13 protein-coding genes are annotated in these 15731 nt (G+C 70.7%); 7 read left to right on the forward strand and 6 right to left on the reverse strand.

Annotated elements, in window-relative coordinates; all coding sequences use genetic code 11:
* The first annotated feature begins 134 nt into the window (after positions 1-134).
* Entirely contained in the window at positions 135-2858 is a 2724-nt protein-coding gene (gene polA / locus G6039_RS11755; RefSeq protein ID WP_029544006.1) for a DNA polymerase I, read from the forward strand.
* 65 nt (positions 2859-2923) lie between these two features.
* Here polA and trxA read toward each other — a convergent pair whose 3' ends face one another.
* The 3 genes from trxA to G6039_RS11770 all read right to left on the reverse strand — a co-directional run bounded on the left by trxA (position 2924) and on the right by G6039_RS11770 (position 5200).
* A complete protein-coding gene (gene trxA, locus G6039_RS11760) occupies positions 2924-3295 on the reverse strand; it encodes a thioredoxin (protein WP_006941139.1) in 372 nt (123 codons plus the stop codon).
* A gap of 140 nt (positions 3296-3435) precedes the next feature.
* On the reverse strand, positions 3436-4443 hold the full coding sequence (locus tag G6039_RS11765; protein WP_029544004.1) for a GlxA family transcriptional regulator: 1008 nt from the start codon (positions 4441-4443) through the stop codon (positions 3436-3438).
* Positions 4444-4681: 238 nt separating this feature from the next.
* Positions 4682-5200 carry a 2'-5' RNA ligase family protein gene (locus tag G6039_RS11770; RefSeq protein WP_029544002.1) on the reverse strand — a complete coding sequence of 173 codons (519 nt, stop codon included), beginning with the start codon at positions 5198-5200 and terminating at the stop codon, positions 4682-4684.
* A 19-nt stretch (positions 5201-5219) separates the two neighbouring features.
* Here G6039_RS11770 and G6039_RS11775 point away from each other — a divergent pair, with 19 nt between their 5' ends.
* The 5 genes from G6039_RS11775 to G6039_RS11795 all read left to right on the forward strand — a co-directional run bounded on the left by G6039_RS11775 (position 5220) and on the right by G6039_RS11795 (position 9448).
* Positions 5220-6314 carry an isocitrate/isopropylmalate dehydrogenase family protein gene (locus tag G6039_RS11775; RefSeq protein WP_006941144.1) on the forward strand — a complete coding sequence of 365 codons (1095 nt, stop codon included), beginning with the start codon at positions 5220-5222 and terminating at the stop codon, positions 6312-6314.
* Positions 6315-6363: 49 nt separating this feature from the next.
* Positions 6364-6693 carry an antibiotic biosynthesis monooxygenase family protein gene (locus G6039_RS11780; RefSeq protein ID WP_029543999.1) on the forward strand — a complete coding sequence of 110 codons (330 nt, stop codon included), beginning with the start codon at positions 6364-6366 and terminating at the stop codon, positions 6691-6693.
* 132 nt (positions 6694-6825) lie between these two features.
* Positions 6826-7689, forward strand: coding sequence for an ABC transporter substrate-binding protein (locus G6039_RS11785; RefSeq protein ID WP_050036368.1), 864 nt, complete (start codon positions 6826-6828; stop codon positions 7687-7689).
* A gap of 14 nt (positions 7690-7703) precedes the next feature.
* A complete protein-coding gene (locus G6039_RS11790) occupies positions 7704-8690 on the forward strand; it encodes an amino acid ABC transporter permease (protein WP_006941147.1) in 987 nt (328 codons plus the stop codon).
* The gene (locus G6039_RS11795; RefSeq protein WP_006941148.1) at positions 8687-9448 is read left to right on the forward strand and encodes an amino acid ABC transporter ATP-binding protein; all 762 of its coding nucleotides are present in this window, start codon (positions 8687-8689) and stop codon (positions 9446-9448) included. The genes G6039_RS11790 and G6039_RS11795 overlap by 4 nt, the downstream gene beginning before the upstream one ends.
* A gap of 13 nt (positions 9449-9461) precedes the next feature.
* Here the strand turns inward: G6039_RS11795 and G6039_RS11800 are convergent, their stop codons facing one another.
* From G6039_RS11800 to G6039_RS11810, 3 genes are all read right to left on the reverse strand, one after another.
* Positions 9462-12257 carry an AMP-binding protein gene (locus G6039_RS11800; protein WP_029543994.1) on the reverse strand — a complete coding sequence of 932 codons (2796 nt, stop codon included), beginning with the start codon at positions 12255-12257 and terminating at the stop codon, positions 9462-9464.
* 97 nt (positions 12258-12354) lie between these two features.
* A complete protein-coding gene (locus G6039_RS11805) occupies positions 12355-13056 on the reverse strand; it encodes a TMEM175 family protein (protein ID WP_029543992.1) in 702 nt (233 codons plus the stop codon).
* A gap of 75 nt (positions 13057-13131) precedes the next feature.
* Entirely contained in the window at positions 13132-13980 is an 849-nt protein-coding gene (locus G6039_RS11810; RefSeq protein WP_029543990.1) for a class I SAM-dependent methyltransferase, read from the reverse strand.
* A gap of 221 nt (positions 13981-14201) precedes the next feature.
* Here G6039_RS11810 and rpsA point away from each other — a divergent pair, with 221 nt between their 5' ends.
* A complete protein-coding gene (gene rpsA, locus G6039_RS11815) occupies positions 14202-15665 on the forward strand; it encodes a 30S ribosomal protein S1 (protein WP_029543987.1) in 1464 nt (487 codons plus the stop codon).
* Positions 15666-15731: the final 66 nt, after the last annotated feature.

Genomic DNA, 15731 nt, shown 5'->3' on the forward strand with positions numbered 1-15731 from the left:
CTTTAGCGGCTGCAACCGCTTTCCACGGGGCTCTGCGATTTCCGCCGCGTATCTGTTCTGTTTCGGGTGCCGCGCCGAGCGCACGGCCGCGGAGGGGCCCGGGTTGTCCGAGCCGGTCCCTAGACTGAGGAACCGTGACTCGTGCATCCACCTCCTCCGCGCCCGCCGCCACCGCCGGCGACCGACCGACCCTGTTGCTGCTCGACGGGCATTCCCTGGCGTTCCGCGCGTTCTACGCCCTGCCGGCGGAGAACTTCAAGACCCACAGCGGCCAGACCACCAACGCGGTGTACGGGTTCACCTCCATGCTCATCAACCTGCTGCGCGACGAGCAGCCCACCCACGTCGCCGCGGCCTTCGACGTCAACCGCGACACGTTCCGGGCGGCGGCGTACCCCGAGTACAAGGCCAATCGCAGCTCGGCGCCCGACGAGTTCCGCGGTCAGGTCGACATCACCAAGGACGTGCTCGAGGCGCTGGGCATCCCGGTGATGGCCGAGCCCGGCTACGAGGCCGACGACATCATCGCGACCCTGGCCACGCAGGCCGCCGCCCAGGGGTACCGGGTGCTCGTCGTCACCGGCGACCGGGACTCGCTGCAGTTGGTCACCGACGACGTGACCGTCCTCTATCCTCGGCGCGGGGTGTCGGACCTGACCCGGTTCACGCCCGGGGCGGTGGAGGAGAAGTACGGCCTGACCCCGCAGCAGTACCCCGACTTCGCGGCGCTGCGCGGGGATCCGAGCGACAACCTGCCCTCGATCCCGGGGGTGGGGGAGAAGACCGCCGCCAAATGGATCCGCGAGTTCGGCAGCCTCACCGAGCTCGTCGACCGCGTCGACGAGGTCCGCGGGAAGACCGGTGACGCCCTGCGCGCACACCTGTCCAGCGTGCTGCTCAACCGTCAGCTCACCGAGATGGTGCGGGACATGGCCCTGCCCTACACCCCCGATCAGCTGGCCCTGACCCCCTGGGACCGTGACCGCATCCACCGGCTGTTCGACGACCTCGAGTTCAAGGTGCTGCGCGACCGGCTGTTCGCGACCCTCAGCTCGGTCGAGCCGGAGGCCGAGGAGGGCTTCGAGGTGCGCGGCGGCGTGCTCGAGCCGGGCACGCTCGCCGGATGGCTCGCCGCGCACGCCGTGCCGGGCGTGCGGCACGGCATGGCGGTGCTCGGTTCCTGCATCCCGTACGGCGGCGACGCCACGGCCGTGGCGATCGCCGCGGCCGACGGTGAGGGCGCGTACGTGAGCACCACCACCCTCACGCCCGAGGACGAGGCGGCGCTCGCCGCCTGGCTGGCCGACGCGGCCGTACCCAAGGCGCTGCACGAGGCGAAGGCGGCCCTGCACGCACTGCGGGGCCGCGGGTGGACGCTGGCCGGGGTCACCAGCGACACCGCCCTCGCCGCCTACCTCGTGCGTCCCGGTCAGCGCACCTTCAACCTCGACGACCTGTCCCTGCGCTACCTCAAGCGGGAGCTTCGGGTGGAGGAGTCGGGGGAGCAGCAGCTCTCGCTGCTCGACGACGCCGACGCCGCCGACGCGAAGGCCGCGGAGGCGGCGATTCTGCGGGCCCGTGCGGTGGTGGACCTCGCCGCGGCCCTGGACACCGAGCTCGAGGGGATCGAGTCCACCGCCCTGCTGACCGACATGGAACTGCCCCTGCTGGGTGTGCTCGCCGACCTCGAGACGACCGGAATCGCGGTCGAGGCCGGACGGTTGGACGACCTGCAGTCCGGCTTCGCCGCGGACGTCGCCGCCGCGGCGTCGGCCGCCTACGACGTGATCGGCAAGCAGATCAACCTCGGCTCACCGAAGCAACTGCAGGTGGTGTTGTTCGACGAGCTGGGGATGCCGAAGACGAAGAAGACCAAGACCGGCTACACCACCGACGCCGAGGCGCTGCAGAATCTGTTCGAGCAGACCGGGCACCCGTTCCTCGAGCACCTGCTCGCGCACCGGGAAGCGATGAAGATGAAGACCACGGTCGACGGCCTGGTCAAGTCCATCGCCGACGACGGCCGGATCCACACCACCTTCAACCAGACCGTGGCCGCCACCGGCCGGTTGTCCTCGACCGAGCCGAACCTGCAGAACATCCCGGTGCGCACGGAGGCGGGCCGGCACATCCGCGACGCGTTCGTCGTCGGCCCCGGCTACGACCTGCTGCTCACCGCGGACTACAGCCAGATCGAGATGCGGATCATGGCGCACCTCTCCGGCGACGAGGGCCTGATCGAGGCGTTCAACACCGGCGAGGACCTGCACAGCTTCGTCGGTTCCCGGGCGTTCGGGGTGCCGATCGAGGAGGTCACTCCGGAGCTGCGGCGACGGGTCAAGGCGATGTCGTACGGGCTGGCCTACGGGCTCAGCGCGTACGGGCTGGCGCAGCAGCTGAAGATCTCCACCGAAGAGGCCCGCGAACAGATGGAGGCCTACTTCAACCGCTTCGGCGGCGTGCGCGACTACCTGCACGCCGTCGTCGAGCAGGCCCGCAAGGACGGCTACACCTCCACCCTCTACGGCCGCAGGCGCTACCTGCCGGACCTGAACAGCGACAACCGTCAGCGCCGGGAGGTCGCCGAGCGGGCCGCGCTCAACGCCCCGATCCAGGGCACCGCCGCCGACATCATCAAGGTCGCGATGATCGACGTGCAGACGGCGCTGCGCGGGGCCGGGTTGCGGTCGCGCATGCTCCTGCAGGTGCACGACGAACTGGTGCTCGAGGTGACCGCCGACGAGCGCGAACAGGTGCAGCAGCTGGTGCGGGACAAGATGGCCTCGGTCATCGACCTGTCGGTTCCGCTGGACGTCTCGGTCGGCTTCGGGCGCAGCTGGGACGCCGCCGCGCACTGACCCCGACACGGCAGTGCGCACGTCCCGTCGCCCTCTCGCGGCGGGACGTGCGCACCCGGGGTCGCTCAGCCCTGCTTCTGGTTCTGTTCGGCGATCTGGCGGCGCACCTCGTCCATGTCGAGGGCCTTGACCTGGGTCACGAGGTCCTCGAGCGCGGCCGGGGGCAGGGCGCCGGCCTGGTTGAACACGAGGACGCCTTCGCGGAACGCCATGATCGTCGGGATGGACCGGATGTTCGCCGCCGCCGCGATGCCCTGTTCGGCCTCGGTGTCCACCTTGGCGTGCACGACATCCGGATGCTTTTCCGACGACGACTCGAAGGTGGGGGCGAAGGAGCGGCACGGCCCGCACCACGATGCCCAGAAGTCGACGAGAACCACGTCGTTACCGGTGATGATGTCGTCGAAGTTCTGCTGCGTGAGAGTCTGGGTGGCCACGGGGATCCTTTCGGTCGGGTACTGATCGCGTCAACGTCGTGTCGCGACCGTTTCTTCCCGCGGGTACCCGTTCTGCCCGTCGATACCCCCGTCGATACCTGCTGCGCCGGCTCCGAGCGCGTCCATGGGCACCCGGTGGGTCACCGCACGCGGGCGGGTTCGGTGCGGAAGGTGCGACGGTAGCTGTGCGGGGTGGTGCGGCGCAGGCGCAGGAAGTGCTGCCGCAGGACCGCGGCCGTCCCGAAGCCGACGCGGTCGGCGATGACGTCGACGGGCAGGTCGGTGGTCTCGAGCAACCGTTGGGCCGCGAGGACCCGTTGATCGCGCAGCCAGCGGGCGGGCGTCGTCCCGGTCTCGGCCAGGAACCGCCGCGCGAAGGTCCGCGCGGACATGTGCGCCTTCGCGGCGAGCGCCGCCACGGGCAGATCCTCGTCGAGGTGCTCGGTCATCCAGTCGAGCAGGGGTGCGAGTGTCTCGGCGGGTGCCGTGGGCAGCGGCATGGCGACGTACTGGGCCTGCCCGCCGTCGCGGTGCGGCGGGACCACCATCCGGCGCGCGATGCCGTTGGCCACGTCGGAGCCCTGTTCCTTGCGGACGATGTGCAGGCACAGGTCGATTCCGGCGGCGGTGCCGGCACTGGTGAACACCGGGTCGTCGTCGACGTAGAGCACGTCCGGATCGACCTTCGCGGCCGGGAAGCGTTCGGCCAGCCGCGGGGCGTGGCGCCAGTGGGTGGTGCAGCGGCGATCGTCGAGCAGGCCGGCGGCGCCCAGCACGAACGCTCCCGTGCACAGGCTCGCGACCCGCGTGCCACGGTCCACCGCCGCCCGCAGCTTGGCGAACAGCGGCTGCAGGTCGGCGATCTCGTCGGCGACGCCGCACACGAACGACTCGTCCAGGTCGGCGATTCCGGTGCCGCCGGCGGGAATCACGATCAGATCCGCGTCGTCGAGGCGATCGAGATCGTAGGGGACGTCGATCGTGTACCCGAACCGGGTGGTGACCGGGCGGGGGCTGCCCGCGACGAGGCTGAAGTCGTACACGGGCAGCCCGTCGTCGGATCGGTCGAAGCCGAACACCTCGCAGGCGACGCCGAGTTCGAAGGCCTCGGTGCGGGGCAGCAGCGGCACGACCACCGTCGTCAGCATGCCGCCCAGTCTGCCACCAGGTTGGCCGGAAATCGACGATACGTGTCGTTTCTGCCGCTGTCGGCGGGTCGGTCCGCGGACCAGGCTGAGACCATGACCGTCCTCCTGTTCGTCCTCGTCGTGTTCGTGGCGCTCGACGCCCTGGCGCTGGCCGGCCGGACGCCCGATACCCACCGCGAGGAAACCCAGTTCGGCGACTACCGCGTCTGACCCGGCACCGGGCCGCGGCGGCGCGGCGTCACACCACCCGCCACTCGCGTCGCGCCTCGCCGTCCCACCGCCGGATGCCGGCCGACACGCCCGTCAGCTCCCGGGTGCCCGCTCGGGTCGCCGTCAGCGCCGATCCGAGCCGGCCGGGCGGCACCCGGCGGGCCAGGGTCACGTGCGGGGTCCACTCGCCGGGCCGGATGTGCGCCGGGACACCCGGACAACCGTCGATCAGCGCGAACACCATCCGTTGCAGCTCGAGCAGTTCGGCCGTGGGCACCACCAGCCGCGCCACCGTCGCGGTACGCGAGCCGAACAGCACCATCCCCCCGAGCCGCACCGGCAACGGCTCGCCCGTGATCTGCTCCCGCATCGCCCCTTCCACGCCCGGCGGAATCGACGCGGCGACCGCGAGCGTGATGTGCGGGCGGTTCGACTCGGACCGATTGCGGGCCTGACTGGACAGTCCCACGTCCAGCAACCGCGACCATTCCTCGCGGACCGCCTGATCCAGACGGTCGTCGAGGAGCAGTTCCACCGACTGCACCATGGTGGGTAATGATTGCCGCATGACCGACGCCGTCGCAATCCCCGCCCCGCACCGCATCGGACTGCTCGAAGGAGACGGGATCGGTCACGAGATCGTCCCGGCCGCCCGCCGGGTGGTCGACGCCGCCGTCGCCGCCGTGCACGGCCCGGAGATCGACTGGGTGCCGCTGCCGCTCGGCGCCGATGCGATCGCCACCCACGGCACACCCACCCCCGAATCCACCCTCGACGCACTCGCGGGCCTGAACTCGTGGATCCTCGGACCGCACGACAGCGCCGCCTATCCCGACCCGTTCCGCGCGCAGCTCACCCCGGGCGGACAGATCCGCAAGCGGTTCGATCTGTACGCCAACATCCGTCCCGCCCGCGCCCTGCCCGGTGTCCGCGCCGTGTCCCCGCGCATGGATCTCGTCATCGTGCGGGAGAACACCGAAGGGCTCTACGCGGACCGCAACATGGTCGTCGGCAGCGGCGAATTCATGCCCACCCCCGACGTCGCGCTCGCCGTCGGCGTCGTCACCCGGGCGGCCTGCGAACGCATCGCCCACACGGCCTTCCGGCTCGCCACCCGTCGCCGCCGCCGCGTCACGATCGTGCACAAGGCCAACGTCCTGTCCCTGACCACCGGCCTGTTCCGGGACGTCTGCCGCGAGATCGGCGCACAGTATCCGTCGGTGACGGTGGACGACGAGCACGTCGACGCCATGGCCGCCCACCTCGTCCGCCACGGTGCCGACTACGACGTCGTCGTCACCGAGAACATGTTCGGCGACATCCTCTCCGACCTCGCGGGCGAACTGTCCGGCTCGCTCGGCACCGCGGCGTCGATCAACGCATCCGACACCCAGGCCATGGCGCAGGCCGCACACGGCGCCGCCCCGGACATCGCCGGCCGCAACCGCGCCAATCCCACGGCACTGATCCTGTCCGCCGCGATGCTCCTCGACCGGCTCGGCACCGCCCACGACCTGCCGGAGTTCGCCGCCGCGGCCCGCCGGATCGAGCACGCCGTCGACGCGACCGTCGAGGCGGGCGTGGCCACCGCGGATCTCGGCGGCCTCGCTTCGACCGCCGAATTCACCGAGGCCGTCGTCGCCCGCACTCGTCGCCGCTGAGCTCGCAGCTCTTGACCTCGAGTCGGCTCGAGGTCCTACCGTGGCCGCCATGACGACCGAGATCCTGCGCATCGACAAGTTCTCCGTGCCCGCGGCCGCACGGGAGACCTTCCTCGCCGCGGTCCACGAGACGCACCGCGAGCTGCGTACCCAGCCCGGGTTCCACGGCGACGACGTCGTCGAACTGTGCTCCGGCCCGAGCGAATACAACATCGTCACCGTGGTGCGCTGGGCGGACCACTCGGCACTGCAGCGGGCCCGGGCGGCCCTGCAGGAGAGCCACGCACGCCGGGGGTTCGACCCGGCCGCGTTCCGGCTCGAGCTCGGCGTCGTCGCCGACGTCGGCAACTACGTACCGGTCGCCGCCGGCGACCGGTAGGCAGGTGCGGCCGTCGACACCGAGGGCCGTCCGGGGCGGATTCCGTAATCCGGGCCCGCCGATGGATACTGTGCGGTTGTGGACGAACCAGCACCTACCGGACCGACCGGCCGCCGACGCCTCGTCGCGGGGCTGCTCGGGACGTTGCTGACGGCCGCGGTCCTGTCCGGCTGCGTCGTCAACACCGAGTCGACCGTGCCGCCCGGCGAACCGGTCGGCGCCGAACGGGTCGAGGCGATCGCCGACCAGCTGCCGGCGCCCGTCGCGGCGACCGGCGAGCTGAAGGTGGGCGTCAACGTGCCGTACGCCCCGAACGAGTTCAAGGACGACGACGGGCGCATCGTCGGTTTCGCGGTCGAACTCGTCGACGCCCTCGGCGACGTCCTCGGCGTCCGTCCGGTGTTCAGCGAATCCGACTTCGACCGCATCATCCCCGCAGTCCAGGCCGGCACGTTCGACATGGGTTCGTCGTCGTTCACCGACACCGAGGAACGCGAACAGTCCGTCGACTTCGTCACCTACTACAGCGCCGGCGTGCAATGGGCCCAGCGCGTCGGCGACGACGTCGACCCCGACAACGCCTGCGGGTTGCGGGTCGCGGTGCAGACCACCACCTACGAGGACATCGACGAGGTGCCCGCCAAGAGCGAGGCGTGCGTCGCCGCCGGCAAACCGCCGATCGACAAGGTCAAGTACGACAGCCAGGACGAGGCCACCAACGCCCTCATCCTCGGCCGTGTCGACGCCCTCTCGGCCGACTCGCCGATCACCGCGTACGCAATCGCCCGTAGCGACGGCCGGCTCGAAACCGCCGGAGCCGTGTTCGACGCCGCCCCCTACGGCTTCGTCGTCGCGAAGGGCTCGCCCCTCGGACCCGTGCTGCAGCAGGCGATGCAGCACCTCATCGACTCCGGCGTCTACGCGCGCATCGCGCAGCGGTGGGGCATGGAAGAAGGAACCATCGACACCGCGCAGATCAACGCGGCGACGAGCTGAGCGAAAGGGGTGCGATGAGCGACCGCTCGACATCCGTCACCGGACCGGAACCGCAGACCGAACCGGAAACCATCAAGGCCGTGCCGCTGCGCCGGCCCGGCCGCTGGATCGCCGGCATCGTCGTCGCCGTGCTGCTGGCGCTGTTCCTCTACGGCGCCGCCACCAACGAGGCGTACCGCTGGGACGTGTACGCGCAGTACCTGTTCGACCGCCGCATCACCGAGGCGGCCTGGAAGACCGTGCAGCTGACCGTGCTGGCGATGCTGCTCGCCGTGCTCCTCGGCGTGCTCCTCGCGGTCATGCGCCTGTCACCGAACCCGGTGCTCAAGACCGTCTCGTGGGTGTATCTGTGGATCTTCCGCGGCACCCCCGTCTACGTGCAGCTGGTGTTCTGGGGTCTGTTCCCCTCGATCTACAAGCAGCTCGACCTCGGCATCCCGTTCGTGCACCAGTTCGTGCACATCGACCTGCAGGGCATCAACGCCGCCTTCCTGTTCGCCGTGATCGGCCTCGGGCTGAACGAGGCCGCCTACATGGCCGAGATCGTGCGCGCCGGGATCGGCTCGGTCCCCGAAGGCCAGACGGAGGCCTCGGTGGCGCTCGGCATGTCGTGGTCGCAGACCATCCGCCGCACCGTCCTGCCGCAGGCGATGCGGGTGATCATTCCGCCGACGGGCAACGAGCTCATCAGCATGCTCAAGACCACCTCGCTGGTCGCGGCGGTGCCGTACAGCCTCGAGCTCTACGGCCGCGCCCGGGACATCTCCGGCGCCAACTTCCAGCCCATCCCGCTGCTGCTGGTCGCCGCCACGTGGTACCTGGCCATCACGAGCCTGCTCATGGTGGGCCAGTACTTCCTGGAACGGCACTACTCGAAGGGCCTGAGCCGCCAGCTCACCGCGCGGCAGTTGCAGGCTCTCGCCGACGCGCAGGGCAAGCCCGTCCCCGTCGAGCCCGGCGCGGCGCAGGCACCCGACATCCCCGGAGGAGAACGCCGATGACACCGATGGTCCAGGCCGACCGGGTCTACAAGAGCTACGGTGCCCTGCGGGTGCTCAACGGCATGTCGCTCGACGTGCCCGACGGCACCGTGGCATGCCTGATCGGGCCCTCCGGCTCCGGTAAGTCCACCTTCCTGCGCTGCATCAACCACCTCGAGAACATCGACGCCGGCCGCCTGCACGTCGACGGCCATTTCGTCGGCTACGCCGAACGCGGGGGCAAGCTCTACGAGCTGAGCCCGCGGGCGGCGGCCAAGCAGCGCCGCGAGATCGGCATGGTGTTCCAGCACTTCAACCTGTTTCCGCACCGCACGGCCCTCGAGAACGTCATCGAGGCGCCGATGCTGGTGAAGAAGATGCGCCGCGCCGACGCCGTCGCGCTGGGGCGGGAACTGCTCGACAAGGTCGGGCTCGCGGCCAAGGCCGACGCCTACCCGGCCCAGCTCTCCGGCGGCCAGCAGCAGCGCGTGGCCATCGCCCGCGCCCTGGCCATGGAGCCGAAGCTCATGCTCTTCGACGAGCCCACCTCCGCCCTGGACCCCGAGCTCGTCGGCGAGGTTCTCGCGGTGATGCGGGACCTCGCCGCCGGCGGGATGACGATGATGGTGGTCACCCACGAGATGGGCTTCGCCCGCGAGGTCGCCGACCAACTGGTGTTCATGGACGGCGGCGTGGTCGTCGAAGCCGGTGCTCCCAGGGAACTGCTGCGCAATCCGCAGCACGAACGAACCCAGTCGTTCCTGTCCAAGCTGCTCTAGCGGTCGGGCCTCCTCAGCGGCCGCTGTCGGGCTCTCCGCAGTGTTCGGCGATCACGGCCCGCGCTGCGCGCTCCAGCGCGACGGCCGCGTCCCAGCCGTCTCCGGACGGGAGGATCGGCTCGCCGACGGCGAGGTGGATCGCTCCGCGGTGGATGATCCTGCCGTGATCGGGCCACATCATCGCGCGGGTGCCGGTGATCGCGACGGGGACCACCGGAAGACCCGCCCGTGCGGCGATCACGAACGCACCCAGGTGGAAGGACCGGAGCCCGGGCACCGGCGACAGCGCGCCTTCGGGGAACACCACCAGGCGGCCCCCGGCGCGTGCCTCCTCGACCAGCCGATCGGCGTCGGCCACGCTCTGCTCACGTTCGGTCCGTTCGACGAACCGCGTACCGATCCGCCGCAGGAGGAAACCGATGAACGGCTTGCGCTCGAAGACCTCCCCGGCCACGAACGTGTAGCGGCCCGGCAGGATCGTCGACAACGCGATGCCGTCGAGGAAGCTGGCGTGGTTGGCGACCACTACGCAGTTCGGCAGCCGCACGAGATGCTCGGCCCCTTGCGCGGTCACCGGGGTGCGGGTCAGGCGGGCGAGACCGCGGGCGGCCCTGCGCGCGGCCGCGCGGCGCGCCGGGAGGCGGGGCAGCACCGCCATGGCGATCAGGGTCGGCAGGCCGACCGCGAGGACCATCGACCAGCACCACAGGGCGAACGCACCGGTCCGGACGAGCTGCGCCGCCCGCCGCAGGCTCGGGATCGCACCGCGGACCGCGAAGCGGGTCAGCTGCCACCACACCGGCCGGGGACGGGCCCGCACGTCGCCCTGCTCGTAGCGTTGCCGGGTGGCGGAACGCCGGATCTTGCCGCTCGAGGTCTTGCGCACCGTTCCGGGTGGGGCGAGCACGATGTCGTCCGGCGGTGTTCCGAGCAGATCCACGGAGACCCCGACGATGCGCTCCCGGAGCCGGTCCAGGGTGGCTGTCTCGGTCTCGCGCGTCTCGGCCAGCACGACCAGGCGTTCGGTGCCGGCGGTCTGCGCGGAGGTCGCGAAGACCGCCACGCAGCCCTTCCGGAGTCCCGGGATCTCGCCCACCGCCCGCTCGAGCTCCTCCGGGTGCAGGTTGCGGCCCGCGCGGATGACGAGGTCCTTGATGCGGCCGGTGACGTAGAGTTCGCCGTCGTCGAGATAGCCGAGGTCGCCGGTGTCGAGCCAGCCGTGCCGGGACAGCGCCTTGGTCGCCTGCGGGTTGCGGAAGTACCCCGCGGTGGCCGAGGGGCCGCGGAACTCGATCCGGCCCTCGCGCCGGTCGCCGAGCACGTTCGCAGCCGAGTCGACCACCCGGATCCGGTGATCCGGGATCGGCCGGCCGCAGGCGACGAAGCGCAGCGGGTTCGGGTCCTCGTCGGTGGCGGGGGCCGCCCGGCCGGTGCGCAGGAAACGTTCGCGGGCGACCGAATCGATCACCGGTCCCCGTCCCACGGGCGGGAAGGTGAGGCCGACACATGCTTCGGCCAGCCCGTAGACCGGGGCCAGGGACTCGCGGCGGAGTCCGTAGGCGGCGAACCGCTCGCCGAACCGGATCACGGTGTCCGCGTTCACGGCTTCGGCGCCGTTGAACAGCATGCGCAGCGAGCCGAGGTCGAGCCCCTCGACGTCGGCGTCGGCGATTCGGCGCAGGCACAACTCGTAGGCGAAGTTCGGAGCCGCCGACAGGGTGCCGCGGTGGGTGTGGATCGCCCACAGCCACTGCGCCGGGCGGGCGAGGAACTCCAGCGGGGACATCACCGCCAGCGGCACCCCGAAGTACAGGCCGGACAACCAGGCGCCGATCAGGCCCATGTCGTGGTAGAGCGGCAGCCAGCTGACGAAGACGTCGGAGGTGGAGACCTCGGCTGCCTTGCCCATCGCACGGATGTTGGCGAGCAGATTCGCGTGGGTCAGGGTCACGCCCTTGGGGTCGCCGGTGCTGCCGGAGGTGTACTGCAACAGGGCGATGTCGCCGGCGCCGCGCGGTCCGCCGGTCGCCTCCCCGCAGCCGGCCAGGTCGCCCGGGGTCAGGACGTGGCGCACCGTCTCCACCTGGCCGCGCGTCAACCGGGCCAGGCGGGCGGCCTCCGGGTCGGTGACCAGCACACGGGTCCGTGCGTTGTCGAGAATGTGCACCTGCCGACGGAGGTGCTCGGCGAGCTGGGAGGGACGCGCCGGCGGATAGACCGGTACCGGGACGCCCCCGGCCAGGAGCACGCCGGTGAATGTGGTGAAGTAGTCCCGGCTGGTGGGAAGCATGAGGCCGACCGCGTCACCGGGCCGGAGATCGTGGGCGAGCAGCGCGGCGGACACCGTGGCAGCCGCGGAATGCAGCTCGCCGTAGCTGATCTCGCTCTGGTGTCCCTCGGTGAGAATGCGCAGGTGGACCCGATCCGGATGGGTGCGGGCGTGCCACGAGAGCGCCTCGGTCAGGGTCGCGGTCGCGTCCGGCGTCCGGTCGGTGCATGGGGGCGCCGCCCGTCGCGCGGGCACCGGCCGGCGGCGCTCCCGCGCGGGTGCGTGGTGCACCGCCGTCAGCAGCTGACGCGGGGTGGTCACGGTGCCGAGCACCCCATGATCCAGGCTCACCCCGAACGCATCCTCGACGCGGGAGATCAGCTCGGTGACCGCGAGACTGTCGAGCCCGAGATCACGATCGAAGACGCTGTCGAGCCGTGTGCCGGCCGCGCGATCGACCGTGTACCTCTCGGCCACCAGATCCCGGACCACCGAGAGCAGCAGGGCATCGTCCTGCCCCGGGGTCGCAGGCTCGCTCACGGTCGTCTCCCGTCTGTGGGAGGGACGGGTCGTCCTGCTGCCCAACATAGGCGGCCGCTCCGGCGACCAGAAGGGCCGAAGGCCCCCGGGTGCCGGTTCACGCGGACCCGGTGCCTGCTCGGTGCCGGGGCGCCCGGAGAAGCCGGAACGGCTCGACGAGCAGAAGCACCGCCACCGCGAGGTAGAACGCCACCGCGAGCTGCGGCAGGAACGCCGCCAGGAGGGTCGATGCGGCCATGAGTACCGCCACCGACCATCGTTCCCGGGCCAGCGCCGGCAGTTCGGCCCGGCCCGCCTCGTCGGTCAGGTCGGCGTTGCGCACGGCGTAGGCGATCAGCACGTTGCTCATGAGTATCGCCAGGGTCAGGTTCAGGCCGAACGCCACCGTGGCCGGCCTTCGCGCCGCGTCGGACAGGTGGGTCGCCATCAGGCTGGTGGTGAACGGCAGGAAGGTCACGAACAGCAACAGCAGCAGATTCAGGCGCAAGAAGACCCCGTCGGTCGCCCGCAGCAACCGGGTGAGGTTGCTGTGCTCGACCCACACACCACCGATGAAGGCGAAGCTGACCAGGTATCCCAGGAAGGAGGGCCACTCGGCGCGCAGGTCCTCGAGCAGCCGGGCTGCGGATTCGGGTACGTCCAGTTCGAGGACGAGCAGGGTGATCACGATCGCGAAGACGCCGTCGGAGAACGCGTCGAGCCGCGTGGTGGGCAGCAACCGGCCGCCGTGCCGCGGCGGGTCGCGGTGATCGGCGCGGGGCGCTCGCGGTGCGCCGGAGTCGTCCTCGGCGGGCGTCACCCCACGACCATGACACAGGCGGGGACCGGGCATCGGCCGGACGGGTGATCGGCCGGGCGGGCGGTCGCGGGCGGGTCAGTCCGGTTTACGGCTGCAGAAGATCGCGGTGCCGGGGAACAGTTCCCCGCGCAGCGGGCTCCACTGGCCCCACTCGCGGTCGAGCCCCTCCGGCCATTCGGGTTCGACGATGTCGCGTACCTCGAGGCCGGCCGCGACGAGTTCTCGGACCCGATCCCCGACGGTGCGGTGATGCTCGACGTAGGTGGGGACGCCGGCCTCGTCGACCTCCACGTACGGGGTGCGGTCGAAGTACGGCAGCATCGCGGTCAGTCCCCGCTCACCGGGGTCGTCCGGGAAGATCCAGCGGATCGGGTGGTTGACCGCGAACACCCAGATCCCGCCCGGGCGCAGCACCCGCGCGACCTCCCGCATGACCCGCGCCGAGTCGGCGACGAACGGTACCGCCCCGAACGCCGAGCACGCGATGTCGAAGCTCTCGTCCGGGAAGGGCAGGTCCTCCGCGCCGGCCTGCACGAGCGGTACCCGCGGTCCGCCGCGGTCCATCGCGGTCAGCCCGCGCGCGAGCATCCCCATGGAGATGTCCAGACCCACCGCCCGGGCGCCCCGGCCCGCGAGCCAGCGGGCGCACGGCGCCGACCCGCAGCCGAGCTCGAGGACGTCCTTGCCGGCGACGTCGCCGAGCAGGTGCACGTCGCCCTCGTGCAGCCCCTCCGGGCACCACACGAACTCGCCCTCCGCCGAGTCCACGCCGAGGAACTCGCCGTGGGTGCGGTGGTAGTCCGCGGCGTCGGCGTCCCACCAGGTGCGGCTCGCGCGCTCACTGTCCCGCGTGCCGAGGCGGGCCCGACCTGCGTGGGTGGCTCCCAGGACGGACTGGGCGTGGGCGTGACGGTCGTCGGACATGTCGTTCAGCGTAGAGCCGCGGGCCCGCCGCGCCCGGGCCGGGTTTGCCCAGCTAGCACCGGGACGCGTAGCCTGATGATCGCGAGTGTCCGCCCGTGGCCCGATAAGGATCCGGCGCGGGCGCCCGCGGCGGAGTGTGCGTGGCGTTCGCGCGGCGCGCGGTCCGCTTGTCCGACCGAACTTCATCAACCGACACCAACCCGTCCGGAGCAACTCAACACATGCCCTCCACCACCGTCACCTCGCCGCAGGTAGCCGTCAACGACATCGGCTCCGCCGAGGATTTCCTCGCCGCCATCGACGCCACGATCAAGTACTTCAACGATGGCGACATCGTGGAAGGCACCATCGTCAAGGTTGATCGCGACGAGGTGCTGCTCGACATCGGTTACAAGACCGAAGGCGTCATCCCGTCCCGCGAGCTCTCCATCAAGCACGACGTCGACCCCAACGAGGTCGTCTCCGTCGGCGACGAGGTCGAGGCCCTGGTTCTCACCAAGGAGGACAAGGAAGGCCGCCTGATCCTGTCGAAGAAGCGTGCGCAGTACGAGCGCGCGTGGGGCACGATCGAGGAGCTCAAGGAGAAGGACGAGGCCGTCAAGGGCACCGTCATCGAGGTCGTCAAGGGCGGCCTGATCCTCGACATCGGCCTGCGTGGCTTCCTGCCCGCGTCGCTCGTCGAGATGCGCCGCGTCCGCGATCTGCAGCCGTACGTCGGCAAGGAGATCGAGGCCAAGATCATCGAGCTCGACAAGAACCGCAACAACGTGGTCCTGTCGCGTCGCGCCTGGCTCGAGCAGACCCAGTCCGAGGTCCGCAGCGAGTTCCTGCACCAGCTCCAGAAGGGCCAGGTCCGCAAGGGCGTCGTGTCCTCCATCGTCAACTTCGGCGCGTTCGTCGATCTGGGCGGGGTCGACGGTCTGGTGCACGTCTCCGAGCTGTCCTGGAAGCACATCGACCACCCGTCCGAGGTCGTCGAGGTCGGCAACGAGGTCACGGTCGAGGTTCTCGACGTCGATCTCGACCGGGAGCGCGTGTCGCTCTCGCTCAAGGCCACCCAGGAAGACCCGTGGCGTCAGTTCGCCCGGACCCACGCGATCGGTCAGATCGTCCCGGGCAAGGTCACCAAGCTCGTTCCGTTCGGCGCGTTCGTCCGCGTCGAGGAGGGCATCGAGGGCCTGGTGCACATCTCCGAGCTCGCCGAGCGCCACGTGGAGGTTCCGGACCAGGTCGTGGCCGTGGGCGACGACGCGATGGTCAAGGTCATCGACATCGACCTCGAGCGTCGCCGCATCTCGCTGTCGCTGAAGCAGGCGAACGAGGACTACAACGCCGAGTTCGACCCGTCGAAGTACGGCATGGCCGACAGCTACGACGAGCAGGGCAACTACATCTTCCCCGAGGGCTTCGACCCCGAGACCAACGAATGGCTCGAGGGCTTCGAGAAGCAGCGTGAGGAGTGGGAGTCCCGCTACGCGGAGGCCGAGCGTCGCCACAAGATGCACACCGCGCAGATCGAGAAGATGGCTGCCGACGAGGCCGCCGAGGCTGCCGCGGGTGTCTCCGGCACCAACTACTCGTCGGAGACGGGTGCCGAGACCGGCACCGCCGAGTCGACCGGTGGTTCGCTGGCCAGCGACGCGCAGCTCGCCGCGCTGCGCGAGAAGCTGTCCGGCAACGCCTGACACGTTCGATCGAGGGGCCCCGCACCTGCCGGTGCGGGGCCCCTCGCGTTCTCCGCGCCGGCAGAC

This window comes from Rhodococcus aetherivorans (assembly GCF_011058165.1).
GTDB classification, from domain to species: domain Bacteria; phylum Actinomycetota; class Actinomycetes; order Mycobacteriales; family Mycobacteriaceae; genus Rhodococcus; species Rhodococcus aetherivorans.